This window comes from Dysgonomonas sp. HDW5B, assembly GCF_011299335.1.
Taxonomy (GTDB): Bacteria; Bacteroidota; Bacteroidia; order Bacteroidales; family Dysgonomonadaceae; genus Dysgonomonas_A.
Genome location: NZ_CP049858.1, coordinates 2,196,611 through 2,214,133, shown reverse-complemented (window position 1 = coordinate 2,214,133; position 17,523 = coordinate 2,196,611). Strand labels below are relative to the sequence as shown.

At 34.0% G+C, this 17,523-nt stretch carries 14 protein-coding genes; 7 read left to right on the top strand and 7 right to left on the bottom strand.

The annotated features are described in order from the left end of the window. Nucleotides 1–317 precede the first annotated feature (317 nt). Nucleotides 318–1,394 carry an IS110 family transposase gene (locus G7051_RS08985; protein ID WP_166199723.1) on the top strand — a complete coding sequence of 359 codons (1,077 nt, stop codon included), beginning with the start codon at nucleotides 318–320 and terminating at the stop codon, nucleotides 1,392–1,394. Nucleotides 1,395–1,812: 418 nt separating this feature from the next. On the opposite strand, the gene G7051_RS08980 is transcribed toward G7051_RS08985, so the two are convergent. Further along, on the bottom strand, nucleotides 1,813–2,103 hold the full coding sequence (locus G7051_RS08980) for a helix-turn-helix domain-containing protein (RefSeq protein WP_166199721.1): 291 nt from the start codon (nucleotides 2,101–2,103) through the stop codon (nucleotides 1,813–1,815). A 3-nt stretch (nucleotides 2,104–2,106) separates the two neighbouring features. Continuing rightward, the gene (locus G7051_RS08975) at nucleotides 2,107–2,424 is read right to left on the bottom strand and encodes a helix-turn-helix domain-containing protein (RefSeq protein ID WP_166199719.1); all 318 of its coding nucleotides are present in this window, start codon (nucleotides 2,422–2,424) and stop codon (nucleotides 2,107–2,109) included. 1,126 nt (nucleotides 2,425–3,550) lie between these two features. Between G7051_RS08975 and G7051_RS08970 the strand changes: the two genes are divergently transcribed. The 6 genes from G7051_RS08970 (at nucleotide 3,551) to G7051_RS08945 (ending at nucleotide 13,094) form a co-directional block, all read left to right on the top strand. After that, nucleotides 3,551–5,788: an AAA family ATPase gene (locus G7051_RS08970; RefSeq protein WP_166199717.1), complete on the top strand. Its 2,238-nt coding sequence runs from the start codon at nucleotides 3,551–3,553 to the stop codon at nucleotides 5,786–5,788. A 25-nt stretch (nucleotides 5,789–5,813) separates the two neighbouring features. Then, complete coding sequence (locus G7051_RS08965; protein ID WP_166199715.1) at nucleotides 5,814–6,332, top strand: hypothetical protein; 519 nt, start codon at nucleotides 5,814–5,816, stop codon at nucleotides 6,330–6,332. A 3-nt stretch (nucleotides 6,333–6,335) separates the two neighbouring features. Next, entirely contained in the window at nucleotides 6,336–7,547 is a 1,212-nt protein-coding gene (locus G7051_RS08960) for an exonuclease SbcCD subunit D C-terminal domain-containing protein (protein WP_166199712.1), read from the top strand. Further along, nucleotides 7,544–10,633, top strand: a complete 3,090-nt coding sequence (locus G7051_RS08955; RefSeq protein ID WP_166199710.1) for an AAA family ATPase — start codon at nucleotides 7,544–7,546, stop codon at nucleotides 10,631–10,633. The genes G7051_RS08960 and G7051_RS08955 overlap by 4 nt, the downstream gene beginning before the upstream one ends. 13 nt (nucleotides 10,634–10,646) lie before the next feature. Then, a complete protein-coding gene (locus G7051_RS08950; RefSeq protein WP_166199708.1) occupies nucleotides 10,647–11,564 on the top strand; it encodes a DUF2971 domain-containing protein in 918 nt (305 codons plus the stop codon). Nucleotides 11,565–12,362: 798 nt separating this feature from the next. After that, entirely contained in the window at nucleotides 12,363–13,094 is a 732-nt protein-coding gene (locus G7051_RS08945; RefSeq protein WP_166199706.1) for a hypothetical protein, read from the top strand. A gap of 9 nt (nucleotides 13,095–13,103) precedes the next feature. On the opposite strand, the gene G7051_RS08940 is transcribed toward G7051_RS08945, so the two are convergent. Genes G7051_RS08940 through idi form a run of 5 tightly spaced genes read right to left on the bottom strand, consistent with a single transcriptional unit; the run spans nucleotide 13,104 to nucleotide 17,521 of the window. After that, on the bottom strand, nucleotides 13,104–14,207 hold the full coding sequence (locus G7051_RS08940; protein WP_166199704.1) for a glycosyltransferase family 2 protein: 1,104 nt from the start codon (nucleotides 14,205–14,207) through the stop codon (nucleotides 13,104–13,106). Then, nucleotides 14,204–14,821 carry a lysophospholipid acyltransferase family protein gene (locus G7051_RS08935; protein WP_166199702.1) on the bottom strand — a complete coding sequence of 206 codons (618 nt, stop codon included), beginning with the start codon at nucleotides 14,819–14,821 and terminating at the stop codon, nucleotides 14,204–14,206. The genes G7051_RS08940 and G7051_RS08935 overlap by 4 nt, the downstream gene beginning before the upstream one ends. Beyond that, nucleotides 14,818–15,483, bottom strand: a complete 666-nt coding sequence (locus G7051_RS08930; RefSeq protein WP_166199700.1) for a carotenoid biosynthesis protein — start codon at nucleotides 15,481–15,483, stop codon at nucleotides 14,818–14,820. The genes G7051_RS08935 and G7051_RS08930 overlap by 4 nt, the downstream gene beginning before the upstream one ends. A gap of 56 nt (nucleotides 15,484–15,539) precedes the next feature. After that, nucleotides 15,540–17,009 (bottom strand): 1-hydroxycarotenoid 3,4-desaturase CrtD, encoded by a 1,470-nt coding sequence (gene crtD / locus G7051_RS08925; protein ID WP_166199699.1) that lies wholly within the window; start codon nucleotides 17,007–17,009, stop codon nucleotides 15,540–15,542. Continuing rightward, a complete protein-coding gene (gene idi / locus G7051_RS08920; RefSeq protein WP_166113815.1) occupies nucleotides 17,006–17,521 on the bottom strand; it encodes an isopentenyl-diphosphate Delta-isomerase in 516 nt (171 codons plus the stop codon). The genes crtD and idi overlap by 4 nt, the downstream gene beginning before the upstream one ends. Nucleotides 17,522–17,523: the final 2 nt, after the last annotated feature.

Below are 17,523 nucleotides of genomic sequence, written 5' to 3'. Positions count from 1 at the left end.
TATTGCGAGAATAAAACGGCAAGGCTGAAACCTTACAGGTTTTTACTCAAATCTTCCTTTTTCTGCCGAAAAAGCGTATTTAAGCAAAAAGCCCTGCCTTATTTATTCTCTTCATAAGAAGGTTGTTTATCAGTTACTATGTTTGTAGCTGTTTTTAAGAATCGCTCGTCGGGACGGGTGCTCCCGCCCCTTGCCGCGAGGCGTTCCCCGAGCGATGAGTATTGGTTGAGGTTGAATTAGAAATAGGCGTAATAATTGAATATTTATATTTGTGATTGACAAAAAACAAATATTTAGTACATCAAACTATTACACCTATGGAACAAAGTAAAGAAATTGATTTTACAGGACAAAATATCTATATAGGTATTGACGTTCATCTCAAGACATGGAATGTTACTATTATCACACAGTCAGGTTATAAGAGAAAGCATCGCCAGCAGTCCTCGGCCAAAGAGCTCTTTGAACATTTGAAGAAACATTATCCTAATGGCTCTTACCATGCTGTTTACGAATCGGGGTTCAGTGGTTTTTCCACTTACCACGCTTTAGTGGAGTTGGGAATTCAATGTATGGTTATTCATGCTGCGGATGTGCCCACCACTCAGTATGAGAACGTGATGAAGTCAGATTCGATAGATTCGGAAAAACTGGCTAAAGCTTTGAGAACCGGAATCTTGAAGGGAATTTACATACCCGACAGGAATAAATTGGATGATCGGGCTGTTGTTCGTGTTCGCAAGACCCTGCAGAGGCAACTGGCAGGTTATAAAACTCGTGTGAAGCATTTGCTGTACAATAACGGAGTTTCTATACCCGAATGTTTCGACAACCCTAGAACCCATTGGTCGAAACGTTTTATGCGCTGGTTACGTGAAGATGTTGTCTTATTATCTTCAGGTCGTAAAAGTCTTGACTTGTTGCTGGATCAAGTAGAGCTGTTTCGCAAGAGTTTGTTGGAGGCTACCCGTCAAGTACGTGCACTCTCCAGAACAGACCGTTATGCGGAAGTTTACCAAAATTTGACATCCGTTCCCGGCATTGGATTGATAGTTGGAATGTGTTTGCTTACAGAAATAGATGATATTCATCGCTTTAAAAATGCAAGACAATTTGCCTCTTATCTGGGACTGATTCCACTTTCACATAGTAGCGGTCAAAAGCTAATTCATGGAGAAAAGACGTTCAGAGGAAACAAACAACTGGGACCGATGCTCGTCGAATGTGCATGGGTAACCATACAACATGACAGAGCGATGGCCTGTGCATATGGAGAATACCGTAAACGTATGAAACCCCAGGAAGCAATTATACGCATTGCCCGCAAAATGTCAAGTAGAATAATGACCGTATTGAAAAGCGGAAAGAAATACGAATATGACCGATGCCGTTAGCATACCATATAAAAGCCCGTTAGGCAAATTTCAATTTGGACGACTCCTTTTTTTAATTTGATGAACCTTAAGGTTGCATCTATTATCAGATTGTTGCGTCCTCCTATTAGTCTGAAGAAGTAAATTGTTGCCTGCTAAATCAAGCAGTTCAACTCATAGAAGTTTGTCTAATAGGGCTTTTATTTAATCCAAAACAGTATTAAAAAAAATGAAAACTAAAATGCTGTTTATGATTGAGATAAATGTCTCAATCTAAGAAAATATTGTCTATCCTAAAAAGGATAAATTATACAAGTGATTGATTTATACAGTTAATAACAAATAAAAAGTATTCAATTATTAGGAATACAACATAGAAGATTTAAAAGAAGAAAAATATTAAAGGGTTGTGGCTGTTGATTGAAGTTTCACCTTTAGCTTACTGCCAAGCCTTGCAATAGTTCTCTTCCAGCATCTTTACGATATCGCTTTCCCTGTAAAGGATTTTACCGCCCATGTGGATAAATGGTATCTTTCCCTGATTGCGGTAGTCCTGTAAAGCCCTGCGGCTTATTTTCAACTTTCTTGATAGTTCGTGATCTGTGAGATAGTGTTCTCCGTTCAAAGACGGTTTATTGTTATCTATCACATTCTCTATTGCTCCCAGCAATTCATCCAGGATTGCCAGGAAAGCGGTTACGCTTTTGTTCTTTTTAGTAATCAGATCCATATCTTATTTTTGTTTTAATTTGATGTTATCGATATTTCCGTTATTTATATCCGTGTCGGGATGCAAGAATTTTTGAATATCCGAAGCTGTATAATATATCTTATGGTTAATCCGGGTAAACCCGATCTTGCCGTTGTTCCTGTAGGTCTGTAAGGTTCTGGGGGAGATGTTCAAGAGTAAGCATACGTCCTGATTATCGAGCCAGTCGTTCATCTGCTTGTTATTATGTTTTTGGCAAAGGGCTAAAACCTTATCCCTGAAACTTTGAAACCTCGAAACAATTTCGTCAAATGCCTCACTGCTAATATTGATTATTTCCATGAGCTTTAATTTAAAAAAGTGAATAATTCAGGTTTATGATTTATAAATCGGAAATGAATATAGATGTGAAAGGTTAATATTTTGGAGGGGTGTCATTTCATTTCTATGGATTTCATCATTTAACACTTTGGCTTGTCTTTAATTGTTGTTATAAAGAGTGTTGATTCGTTTTTGATATCAGGGAGAGAACTTTTAGCACACTTGTGGGATAGTCCAATAATTATATAAGTTAATTATCCATTGGCCTATCAAATTATCCAACTATCTATCCATATATCCACCTATCCGATTATCCACTTATCCAACTATCTACTTATCCACTAATCCGATTATCCAATAACTTGATTATCCACTAATCCTGTAATTGGATAATTTAATAATCCACCTATCCATATATCCATATATCCGATTATCCACCTATCCAATCATCCAACCATTTAATAATCCATTAATCCAATATAAATATACCCATGTCACTCGCCTTCACTTCCTTTCATTAGATTTTACAAACAAAGTTCTTTTATTCAATCACTTAAGGATATAACTTTGTCACTTCAGAATTACTGTATCATTCTTTATCCGATCCAAACCAAAATGACGGATAAATAAAATACGGAGTACACCTGAGTTTTTACAGGCAAGAGATGTCCTTCGCTTTTTTAAGAACGAATAAATAAAAAACTAAATGAGCAATCCGATTGTAAGGAGGATTCATTGTCACTCGACAATTGCAAGTTGTGTTTTGGGACGCCCGAAATAAATTCGGCTACCCAAAACTAACTTGCCCCTCACTAACCGTTCGGCGGCTGATTTCCTCCATAGTCGGAAATCAAAGAGGAAATAATAGATATGATAATTAAGTAGAAAGAAATATTTAACAAATAAGGATATGAGCGAGATGTTCTATATTCCGCAAGGTACTTTTCAAGATTATAAGGATAGTAGGAGGATTGCTTTTATTCAGATTAGTTGGAAGATGATACTATAAGGAAAGAGAAGCGGTTGTCGTAGGATATTTATTATCAAAGATTTTAGATATTGTAATTTAGTTTATTATGATTATTTTTAGTTAAATTTGGAAGAGCTAAAACTCAAAACTATTATTCTCTAATAATCATACTCAATTATGGCAAACATCACTTTTGATATAGAATGTAATAATCTGGCTCCAATTAAGAACCTGAAAAAACAAGTAAAGCCACCTAATCTCAAAATAGGAATTTATGCAAATAATGGAAGTGGAAAAACTTTTATAAGCAGAATGTTTCGTATGCTTGAAGGTAATGAGTATTTTCCTACAGACGATCTAATAAGTTTTGGATCTTCAAAATGCAACTTGAAAACTATTATTAAAGATACAAATGGAAATGAAGTTGAGAATTTTAATCTAGAGATAAAAAAAGGGGTTGTGCCAACAATTCCTAATACAAATTACATATATCATACTTTTAATAGTGATTATATTGAGGAAAATGTACAAAATATCAGTTTTGAAAAAGATGGGGAAACTATAAGTGGTTATATTTTAGGAAAAGAGTTTATAGATATTAGTGAAGAAGAAACAAAGTTAAAAATATTAGAGGAGGAGGAAACGAATCTTACTAAAAGAATAGAAGAGAGTATAAATAGATCGGTTGAAGATAAACTAAATTTTCTTCCGAATTTGAAGAGAGTCACTGAATATCAATCTATCACTTTTGATAATATAATAAAACTAGATTCTGATACTTATGAAACAGATCGAGATTATGAAACTGCTCTTTCTCAATATAACTCTGTCAAGAGTATGCCCGCTGATCTTGAGGATTTAGTCTCTGTTGAAACTTTAGATTTTAATTTTAATGATATAATTAGCAGGCTAAAACAACCTTTTGACTTAAGTGAAATAGCTCAGGAGTTTAAAGTTAAAGTACAAGGAAAACAAAAATTTGTTGAAGATGGATTAAGCCTAATAACAGAAAAAGCGAAGATATGCCCTTTTTGTGAACAAGATTTTTCAATTCAAGCACTAAAATTGATTGATCAATACAATTCATATTTGAAAGACACAGAGGCAAAAACTATTAAAATATTACAAAATGACTATTCATACATAGAAAATCTGCAAAAGAAAATATCTTCTATAGAAAACCAGACAAATAAAATTTCTATGAAATTCAATGAATATACTGAAAAGTATATATTGTCGATGATAAATAAAAAGCTAATTTTAAAAATTTCAGATATTAGCAAATCTATTGATTTGTGTCTAGAAGACCTTAAGAAAATAATACTGAAAAAAATAAAGAATATAAATACAGAATTATATTTTTCCGCAATTACAGATTTGGAAGAAGATTTACAGAAGTTAAGTCTTATTATAAGAAATAATAATATTCTTATTGAGGAACTCAACAGCAAAAAATTGAATATAAAAAACGAAAATCTTGAAGCTCGAAAAGTTATTTGTAGAATAGTATATAATGGGATAAAAGAGGCTAACAAGGAAAATATTCATGCTCTTAAAGTAACAAGAAAAAATATTGGTTTAAAAAAAGAGGAGATAGCAAAGATGCAAGAAAGGTCTAGACTAGATAAAAAGAAACTTATAGCATCAACTACCAAACTTGTTTTAAATTCAGTATTTAAGGAAAAATATAGCTTTGATGAAGAAACATTTAAACTATCTGTAAAAAGTATAGAATTAAGAAAGGACAAATTAAAAAATGTATTAAGTGAAGGAGAGAAAAGTGTATTAGCGTTTGCTTATTATCTAGGAGATACACACCATAAGATAAAATCAGTTTCAGATTATAACAAATTATTTTTTATAATAGATGATCCCATTTCAAGCCTTGACTTTAATTACGTATACTCTATTTGTGGTGTTTTAAGGGATTTAAAAAAAGTATTTGAAGAAATAAGTCATGAAAAATTTCTAATATTTACCCATAATACCGAATTTATGAGAATTCTTGGAGCAAATAATATGTTGAGTAAAAAAATGATCTTGAAAAATGGGGAATTAAAAGATTACAATACAAACTTTTCTGTCCCTTATATTAGTCATTTACTTGATATATATAACATCTCTAATGAAAAAATAAATCCTAATCATACGACGGCTAATTCGATTCGTCATATTTTAGAAACAATTGTGCGTTTTGAAAACTGTTCGTCCGATCCTAGTACAAAAGAGTATATTGAAAGACATTTTGATAAAGAAAAAACTGTCTATACTTTAATTAATGATCTTTCACATGGAGCGTTGAGATATGACCAACCTGCAATAACCGATGATCAGTTTATTGAAATATGTACAGAAGTAGTAAGTGTTATTGAAAAGCAATACCCTGGTCAAATAGAATTTGTGAAGAAAATATAAATATTAATTAAAAAAATATAACAATATGAGTAAATTTAATTTTTTAGATCTAACAGATGATGTTCGCCAATTAATGGTTGAGGAGATTAATAATGATATAGCTGAGGAGAAATTATATATCAGCGAGAGATTAAACGAGGCTGGAAAAGAAGTATATCCAAATTTCCTATTGGAAACAGCAATACAAGGTAATGAAGAACTCTTGACTTCATTGCTAGAAAGTGATGAATATTTTAATTCAACTTATTTAAGGCAAAATAAACCAGTCAAAATGCCTAGTAATGCAGCATCATTGCTAGCTCAAAGCGAGTTTAACCGCTTTTATATACGAGCAGTATGTAGAGCTTCAATTAATCAAAATATATCTGAGGTTGAAATATACAGGGCAAGAGAATCAAGTTGGGCAAGAGCTGGATCTGAAGATCAAATTGGCGAAAAAATTTTGGCTGAAGATCTACTCAAGGATTTAAGAACATCCATAGGAGTACAACCACAAATATTGCCAGAGATAAATTCTGGCTTGTCCGTAAAACTAGTTGAATAAAATATGATTCTTATACACACCGCCGACTGGCATATAGGGCAACACTTTTTCGATTATGAGCGTATCGAAGAACATAAGATATTCTTTAATTGGTTGAAAAAGACAATTAAGGAACAACAGGGAGACGTACTGCTTGTTGCAGGAGATGTATTTGATAGTCCCAATCCTTCCGCTGAGTCTCAAAGAGTGTATTATCACTTTCTTCGAGAGGTTACGACAGAAAACCCAAACTTGCAAATCATAATTACTGCTGGAAACCACGATTCAGCAGCAAGACTTGAAGCTCCTAACCCTTTATTGGAAGAGATGAATATCACAGTAAGAGGTGTTGTAAAACGTGATATGTCGGGAGATATTGATTTTCAGAATTTATTAGTTCCATTAAAAAAGAATGGTGAGACCTATGCTTGGTGCATAGCTGTTCCCTATCTCCGCCAAGGCGACTATCCTAATGCAGAAAATTATTCCAAAGGAGTGGCTATGATGTATGATGTTCTCTATAATGAAGTAGGAAAGATTAAAGAGCCGACTCAAGCTGTTTTAGCAATGGGGCATTTGCAAGCGACAGGTTCAGAAATATCGGAAAATGATAGATCGGAACGTAGCATAATTGGAGGGTTAGAATGTGTATCCCCCGAAGTATTTGACAAAAAAGATTTGGTTTATACAGCATTAGGACATCTTCATAAAGCTCAACGGGTATCGGGACGAGAGAAGGTGCGTTATGCTGGCAGTCCGTTACCCATGTCCTTTGCTGAGAAGAATTATAAACAAGGAGTTAATTTAATTGAACTTAAAGAAAATAGGCTAGAGAGGTTAGAACGAATAGAATTTTCTTCACCTGTTCAATTACTTAGTTTACCTAAAGAACCTAAACCTCTAACTGAAATACTCACTGAAATAGCCAAGCTACCCGATGGGGAGATTACCTCAACATCTCCGTTTCTTGAACTAAAGATATTAATAACCGAGCCCGAACCTTCTATGCGTCATCAGATAGAAGATGCCCTGCAAGGAAAAGTTGTTCGCTTGGCTCGTCTCGCTCCTTTTATACCTAAAGGAGAACGGGAAATGAAAACAATTACCTACGAAGAATTGAAAACGATCAATCCACTTGAGATGGCGGAAGATGTTTTCAAAAATAAGTATGGCAGTAATATGCCTGAGAATATGAAACGACTTCTGCAAAGTGTAATACAGGAGGTTGAATTATGAAAATATTAGCAATAAGAGGAAAGAATCTAGCTTCATTAGAAGGCGAATTTGAGATTGACTTTACCAAAGAGCCTCTTCAATCAACTGGTATATTCGCTATTACTGGTAACACTGGTGCGGGAAAGTCTACAATATTGGATGCCCTTTGCCTCGCTCTTTTTGATGATGCCCCCCGTTTCAACAAAGCCGAAATAATAAAAAGAGAAGATTTAGAATCGTTGGCTGACAAAATATCACCCCAAGATTCTAGAAATATTCTAAGACGAGGAACAAGTGAAGGTTTTGCAGAGGTTGATTTCATTGCTCTCAATGGAGACAAATACCGCTCATCGTGGTCGGTACGTCGTGCAAGAGGAAAAACTGATGGTACACTGCAATCCACAATCATCAAACTAGATAATTTAACAACTACGACAGAGGAACAAGGAACAAAAACGGAGTTAATAATTAAGATTACGGAATTAATTGGCTTGAAATTTGACCAATTTACTCGTGCTGTATTATTGGCTCAAGGCGATTTCGCTACTTTTCTAAAATCCAAACAAACAGAAAAGGCTGAACTTCTAGAGAAATTGACGGGCACAGAGATTTACTCAAAAATATCGGCAAAAATATTTGAAAAGAAAAGAGAAGCTGAAAAGAACCTAGATCTTATAAAACAGCGAATCAAAGATATAAAGTTGTTGACAGATGAAGAGCTGAAACAATTAACTCTTGATAAAGCTAATTTAGATAAAGAAGTAGATCCATTAAAGAAATCGCTACCTATACTAGAAAAAAAACTTGCTTGGATAAAACAGTTCAATACTTTAAGTGAAGAAATATCTGAAGCAGATACCACCCTAAAAAAAACACAGGTTACAATCAAAGATGCTAAATCTCGATACGAGTATATGGCAATGATAGATTTATCGCAGGAAATTCGTGATTCTTATATTGATTTGAGAAACAAGCAAGAACAATTAGAAGCAATACAAGTCAATCTCTTTACTAAAGAAAATGAACTAAAAACGGCTGATACTAAGTTGGATCAAGTTTTAAAGAATTTATCTGTTGCTAAAACGACATTAGATAATCACGAACAGAAATACTTAACACTCAAACCTGATATAGAAAACGCAAAGGATTTAGATACAAAAATAGTAGCCACTAGACAAAAAATAGCTGAGATTCAAAACGAGTTTGATCTCTATAAAAAGCAAGAGGAACTAGCCAAACAGAGTGCTGATTTACTGACTAAACAAAACGATGAAGCAAAATTGTTATCAGTAAGACTAACCGAATGGTTTGAAGATAATAAGAGATACAAAGATATAGTTCTTAAAGTTGATTTGATTGTATCACTTCTAAACAATGCTCAAACAGCCAAAGAGCAAAAAGAAAATGTTGATATGAGTTTAATATCTAGTAGAACAATCCTCAAAGCAAATGAAGAAAAACTAACGTTACAAGAAAAAGAGGCTGAAAGACTGAATCAACTCCTACCAACAGAAATACTAAATCTAAGAGAACAGCTAGCAGAGGGTAAACCTTGTTTAGTCTGTGGCAGCATACATCATCCTTTACAAGATATAATCAATCAGACAGAAGACGTAAATGAAAAAGAACTCAAATTAGCCAAGAAAGCAATTGCACAATCTATCTTAGAGATAAAAGAGATCATTGAAAAAACAAAGAAAGGTATAACTGAATTTGAAACGCATAGCAATAGTTTTCAAACACAATATGATAAGTCTATTGATGAAGTTAAAGCTTTTCTTGAATCAACTATTCTTCATTGGCAAGAACAATTTGAAAGTAAGAGATTACAAAGTCATTTACAGAATATAGCTAAATCATGGAACGAGAATACTAATAAGTTAAATGCAAATATCCAACGATTAGAAACATCTGTTGTAAAGCTAGAATCTGAAAACAAATCTCTACAAAATATAAAAAGTGAATTAAAGCGACGCAATGAGAGCTTGAAATCAAATAATCAAACTCTAAAAGAACAAATTGAAGCTAGAGCGTTATTGCTAGATAATAAGTCCGTAAACGAAGTAGAGAAGCAATACACAAATCTAAAAGCAGAATACACTAAATCATATGAATCCATTCGATTTCAAAAAGACAAGCTGGAAACTGACAAGGCTAAAGTCGATGGTATCATCTCCCAATTGAAAGGAGATAATAAGTCTACCATAGAACTTATAGAAAAGCTTGACAGAGAAGTTTTAGGATGGGTAAATAGTAATAAACATTCTATCTCTCTGGAACAATTGAAAGACTTGATGGCAAAATCAAGAGAATGGATTAATGAAGAAAAAACATATCTATCCAAATTGAAAGAACAGGAGCTAGTCTGGACAACAACCCTAAAGGAGCGAAATGAAAGATTAGAAAAACATGAAGTATCAGAGGATAAACCCAAAGAAGAACAAAACAAAGAAACACTCAGCCAAGAGTTTGAGGAAACGAGCATCAAGATAGAAGAAATGGGCAAATGCCTGACTGAAATACTCGTTTCTCTAAAAACACATGAAGCAGCTAAGACGCAAATCAAATCGTTTGAAAAAGAATTACAAGCAAAAGAAGAACTGTATACTAATTGGGCGAAGCTAGATGATCTATTAGGTTCAGCAACAGGAAATAAATTCAAAACCATAGCACAAGGATATACGTTGGATGTCTTACTAGGTTATGCAAATAAGCACTTGGAAGAACTAACAAGGAGGTATCGCCTAGAAAAAATTACAGATACATTAGCTTTACAAGTGGTGGATAATGATACACTCGGAGAAGTGCGTTCTGTACATACTCTATCAGGTGGTGAATCTTTTCTTATTTCGCTTTCTCTAGCTTTGGGGCTTTCTTCTCTCTCATCTAATAGGATGAAAATCGAATCTCTCTTTATAGACGAAGGGTTTGGTTCATTGGATATTGATACACTGAGTATTGCAATGGATGCTTTAGAAAATCTGCAAACTCAAGGCCGCAAGATTGGTGTTATATCCCATGTGGCTGAAATGACAGAGAGAATAACAACGCAGGTGCAGGTCGTAAAGTTAGCGAATGGGAGGAGTAGAGTTGAAGTGGTAGGATAAATAAATTAGAATAATGTATAACAACTGGACTGAAAAATATTGGAAACTCATTCTTAATGAGAATTTTGAAGATGCAATTCCTCTTAAAAATTCAAATTTTCCACATTCTTTCTTTAAATATAGAAGTTTATCAGAAAGAACGCTTGAAAGTTTGAGAGAAGGCTATATCTGGTTAGCTGATATTTCCTCCTTAAATGATCCTTTTGAATGTACTATTCAATTTGACAACAATGAATGTTGGAGAGAATATTATTCCACTGAAAAGTTTAAAGATACGTTTAAAAAAACAACAGGTCAGATACTCTCTCAAAAAGAATTAAGGGTATTAACAGTGAGCGCCGAACCTTTTAAAGAGTATATAAGGATATGTGGTAATAGGAATATCCCTTTTGCATTGACAGCAGAGCAACAAAAACAAAAAATACAAAATCGATGGATAGAGATACAAGAAGAAACAAATAGAAATCTTCGAATTTGTAGTTTTAGCTTAAATAAAAATTCACTTTTACTTTGGAGTCATTATGCTGACGAACATAAAGGAATATGTATTGAATATAACTTTGAAGACATTGACGTCATTAGAGCCTTTATGCAGCCTATAATTTACAGAGACAAAGTACACAAAATGGGGCTTATGGAAGAATATTCAACAATGCAAATGATTGGGTCTAGTCTTATAAAATCAAAAGATTGGGAATACGAGCAAGAATGGAGACTAACTATTTTTAAGCAACAAGATAATTTCCCAAAAAAGATGCCCGTCCCTTTGCCTAAGGCAATATATCTAGGTACAAGATTTAAATTGGTTAAAAAAGATCTAAAAGATAAACTATTTTTATTTACTGAAGAGTATAAAATTCCATTATTCCAGATGAGAAAAGACTCTAAAGAGTTCAAGTTAATTTCTTATAATTATAAAAATGATATTTGATAAGGAAATAATTGGGCTAATTGAAAAAGAGATAAGAAAACTGTATCTGTATTTAATTTTCTATTTTCATCCCTATTTAAAGAATAATTTCTTACCCTTACTCTAAGCTTTAAGACAATAGAGCAAAATGTTGCAAAACAGAACTTTGAGTCGTTACTCAATTGCAACTTTATGATTTTTAGACATTCGCAAATGCAAGATATACAAGGTATTGAAAAAGAGGCTCTCTTCCATTCACAAAAAATACAATATAAATTTTCCCTATTCAAATTTAGAATCCTATCTTTGTAACTATAGAATACCACGAGTGCTCTAAAAAGCAGAAAAATGATGAAAATTTTTCGTTGCCAAAATCGTGGACAAGCTTTCGTTAGTCTTCAAAATCCTTTACAGATAAGGGTTTCAAAATATGTTCAGAATCCCAGCGGGATCACAAAAAGAGAAAGAAATTTCGTGTAAGAACTAAGAAAAAGCTCTCTAAACTGTTGTTTAGAGAGCTTTTTTTATTTACTAGCAGACACCTTAGAGGGCCAAAATCCAAACTAATCCCCCAATTATACTCTATTTGTTAACCGCTTTATTAGGATAAAAGCGGCAAGAAGTCATATGATACACCTCACTAAGGGTAAATCCTAATTTTGACTAAAACATCTTCGACTATAAATAATCGAATATAACGAAATATAATAATTTTATAAAATTAAAAACTAGTTTCAATCATTTAGAAGCTCTCTTTGAGAACAATATATCTGCTTTGTCGTTTTAGTAATAGTAATCAATTATAGGATAAAATCAAAAATGAAAATATATAAATATTATTCCATACTAGTACTATTGCTTATGTCACTATCCATAAATGCGGCAAATGATAAAACAACTATTTATAATGCCTTTATAACGGGAAATATGGCAGAGTGGAAAACCACTATGACAGATATTGAATCTCGAAAATTAACTTCTGCGGCCAATAAACTCGAACTTGTAAACTATTATTATGGATACATTGGTTATAGTCTTGGGGTGAAAAATAAAAAGGAAGCAGCAACATATGTCGATAAAATGGAAATGATCTTGGATGAACTTACAAAATCTAATCCTAAGCTTGCTGATGTCTATGCCTATAAGGCGGCTTTAGTTGGTTTTAAGATTGGCTTATCTCCTTACAAAGCTCCTTTTATTGGAAAATCGAGTGGAGAAAATGCTAAAAAAGCACTCGCCATAGATCCTAATAATATTCAAGGGAATATAGAACAGGCTAATGTTTTATACTATTCACCATCAGCCTTTGGCGGTGATAAAACAAAGGCTAAGGAATACTATAAGAAAGCTGTATCTCTTTTCGAAGATAATCCGGCATCACTACCTCAAAATTGGCTTTATTTGAGCCTTCTCACTAAAATAGCTCAGATACAAGAAGACGAAAAAGACTTCAAAGGAGCAAAACAAACTTATGATAAAATATTGTCCATAGAGCCTAACTATTCTTTTGTTAAGAATGAGTTATTACCCGCTTTGAAGAAAAAGATGTAGGTTCAGATATTATTGTTTTATAAAAACATCCCGATCTTTCCATGTTAAAGACTTTCGTTTGCGATATAATAAAGCGATACACATAATTTTCAAGAAGATAAAATGCTGAGCCAGCATATAGAGGATATTATCGAATATGGACTGTTTGCTTGCTTTTGATACAAATATCCTTATCAGAATGATAGAACATATATATATTGCCGATGCATATATGCCTAATGAGAAGTAGAGTAATAAGGGTGCAAAAGTAGTAAAGGCGGCAAATAATAACCCTGTTACAATGCTTCCCCCGAAAAAATCGAAGATGTTTTTAGAAAATCCATCCATAGATTCATCCAAAGTATTATACATTTTGCATTGTATATCTTCGTTGCCAAGAATAGTACTTACACGCATTCTGCTTTTCTTGTAATACCTGCAAATAGCAATGTCTTCCACCTTATTTGCCTTATGAATCGAGTGTGGTACTAGCTGTTTATAAGCTTGCGCCTCGAAAAACATAAATTGACCATTGGCAGCCGAAAAAGAAGTCCAGCTGGACCAGCGAATCAATATCAGAGGTAACAAGCTCAATAATATCCAGTTCATCAGAGGAATAGAGAGCAGCGTTTCTTTATTGCTGATAATTTGCTTGGGGAAGATAGACAATAGCTTCAGCTTTTGTTTCTTCATCAAATAAACCGATTGCTCTATTAGTTGATGCTTTACCCTTACATCTGCATCTAGAAATAAAAAGTACTCTCCTGTGGCTTTTAAAGCTAGATTGTGGCAGGCAAAATTTTTACCTAGCCATCCATTTTCTAACTCGCCTCCCTCTATAAGTATTATATTGGAGTTGTTATGCATTGCCTGTTTTACAATATTTACAGTATTGTCAGTCGAACAATCGTTGTATACGATTACTTCATAATTAGGATAAGATAGATTCTCAATATCAAGCAATAATTTACCAATATTTGCTTCTTCGTTTCGGGCAGGTATTAAGATGGATACTTTCGGATGATTTTCAATATGAATGTCCTGCGGAAGATACACATTTGTCAACAAATTAACCATAGACACGAGTAGCCTGATGAATCCTAAAAACAATATGGCATATCCTATATATATCATTTATCAGTCTGGTTTTTGATGCATTCGTGTGCAAAATGGGTAAAATCTTGCTGAATAGTTTCGATGTCTATTTTGTCCCCCACATTGTATGGGGTGAAGTAGATATTCAGTGAAGGCTTCTTATAAGAGAAGTAATCCACCAAATTTACATTAAAAACAATTTGTACTTCGCCGTTCAGTTTCTTTAAAATATATTCCAGTCCTTTCTCAAAAACAAAATCGTGTGTATATAGTGTCTGTATCTCTCCCTGAGGGAAAATCAACAATACATTTTCTTTTTGCTTTAACAAACCGGTTGTGTACTCTAAACTTTCGACTATATCCCGACTGTTTTTTCGGATAGAAAAAGCTCCACCTTTATTCAGTATCATAAATTTGCGGAGTTGTTCTTCGAGCATCATTACATACAGTTTTCGCTTGAATATTTTTTTATTAAGCCACAATTGTATAAAACCATCCCACCACGAGAAATGATTTGAGATTAAAAGAATAGGCTTTCCCTTATCTTCAAAATCGCCTATTACTGTGATTTTCCTAAAATACCTCTTGAGTTGTATTTTTGCATATAAATCAAAGAACAGTACTCCCAAATATGTTTTATTGGCTTTTATCATTGGATGAACAGTAAGCTGAAAATACTGATGATGGCGAAAAATAGCATTTGAATCCAAAATAAGGCTCCTGCGGATTTATTATCGGCCGAAATCTGAAATGAGACTAATAGAGTGTGATAAAATAATGCGGCTACAAACCAGGTTACAAAATTTTCGACAGGTGGATAGAATGTCTTGAAGTGCCACATCTGCATCGGAGGTGCAACCAATTCTAAGATTAAATCATAACAAATCATTAGCGAAGCTCCCCCTACTATTCTGAGATATGCGTTATTGGTAAAACGAGAGATAATAGACTGTGAAGCATATACGAGAAATACCCAATTGAGTCCGATAATCAAAGGAGTATTCCACAGTTTCAACCCCAAGCTTATGTCATATTGATATTCACCAAACAAAATGCCCGAATTGACACCTGCCACTTCGAGAAAGAAAGAACTGAAAGCAATGAAAGCAAATACTAAGACAGTAGATTTATTCCACTCTTTATGATGGAAAAGTATACAGCCAATAACCAATATAAGTGTAAGAGCAGTTATGCTAAAAAATAACTCCCGAGTGTAAGGTATTATAAATAGTAACAAGCCAACAAAATAAAAGCGTAAGAAGGTTTTGGGTAATTCTTCTTCCGAAATCATTTTCTGTAAGACCTTATTTTTCATGCCTATCATTTTAATTATTGGTGAGCTAGAATTATTTACTTCCAAACTTGTAATTGTCAAATTATAGTTGCAGCGGGTATTTCTTTGCATACTATTTCGGAGCTGGCAACACAAAGCGGAATACCGCCGCCCGGATGCACGCTTCCTCCTACAAAGTATAGATTTTTTATGCTGCTAAGCAAATTGGGATGCCGTAAAAAAGCTGAGAACATCGAGTTGGATGCTGTTCCATATAAAGCACCACCATAACTGAGAGTATTTTTCTCTATTGTTAGTGGCGACCCAATGCGTTCAAACTCTATATATTCTTCAATATTGGTATTTAAAGCCTTATTTATTTTTGTTATAATATTCTTCCGTGCATCACTTATCAGCTTGTCCCAGTCTTGACCACAATCGGCAGGAACATTAATCATTACAAACCAATTTTCGGAACCTTGCGGAGCATCGGATGGTACAACATTCGAACTGATAAATATATATACTGTAGGGTCGTCAATTACAGTTTTGCTTTTGAAAATATGAGTAAACTCATCTTTATACCGATTGCTAAACAGAATATTATGCACATCGAGATTGCTAAATTCTTTTTTAATGCCCCAATAAAATATCATAGCCGACGATGAAGGTACGGCATTGTTCAATCGCTTCTTCAATGGATGATTCAGCATATTATTTGCCAGATATTTAGCGTCAACGTCCGATACAATTGTATCGTATGAATGTATCTGGTCGTTTACCTGAATACCTGTTGCTTTTTTATTTTTAACCACAATTTCAGTAACTAAACTATCGAAACTGAATTCTACGCCTTTCTTTATTGCCAGTTGGTAAAGGCTTTTCACTATGGCATACATTCCTTTTTCTGGAAAAAAAGCCCCGATATTGTTTTCGAGATGGGCAATCATATTCAAAGTGGCAGGAGCTTTGTATGGGTCAGAACCATTATAAGTTGCATATCGGTCGAACAGTTGCACCAGCCTTTTGTCGTTAAACGATTTCTGATTTGCCTCGTGCATTGTTTTGGTAAAATTCAGCTTATGCAATTTGAATACTATATTCCTAAACGGGGGCGTATTGAAATTCGATAATTTATGAAAATCGTTAAATAGAAAAACGGGGGCACTTATTGTATATAATTCCTCCGATTCTACTAAACGTTTTTTTATATGTTCGTATTTTTCAATTGTTTTTGATTCAATTTCCTCCTTTAGTTTTTCTTTATCGTGGTAAAAGTTGAACTCCATACCATCGGGGAAGAAATACTTGCAATTATTCTCCAGTAGCTCATAGGGCAAATGATCTTTCAGGTTTTCGCCGCTTTCAGCAAAAAGATCTTCCAGTAGATTGGGTAAGGTAAACAACGAGGGGCCTGTGTCGAAACGATAGCCATGCTCTTTTATTTCTGCCATCTTACCTCCGGCAGTTGTATTTTTTTCGTATACCACTACCTTATGCCCTTTATTTGCCAAGCGGATAGCCGAAGCCAACCCTCCAATACCCGATCCTATGATTGCTATATTCATACCAAATGCCTTTCTATGTATTCATGATATCCCTCTATGATAATCTTAAACCAAGCAGTGTATCCATCGGGATTTCTTACTATATCTTCTCTGATATCATTCAGATACATATACTTAAAATCATTTACTTCATCCTTATTTATAGAGGGTAAATCATCGGTAAACCCAATAAAAACATGATCTATTTCATGTTCAGTCAACTCATTGTCAAAAGGAGCCTTATATTGAAATTTGAATAAGAACTTCAGTTCTGCATCCATTCCCATCTCCTCTTTGAGTCTCCTGTGAGCCCCATCTTCGGGTGTCTCATCCTGATAAGGATGGCTGCAACAGGTATTCGTCCACTTGCCCGGCGTATGGTATTTTCCGATTGCACGTTGTTGCAGTAACAATTGTCTTTGCGAATTAAATATTAGTACCGAAAATGCACGATGCAACACCCCTTTTTGGTGTGCTTCAAGTTTCGACATATATCCAATCGTTTCATCTTTTTCATTGACAAGAATTACCATGT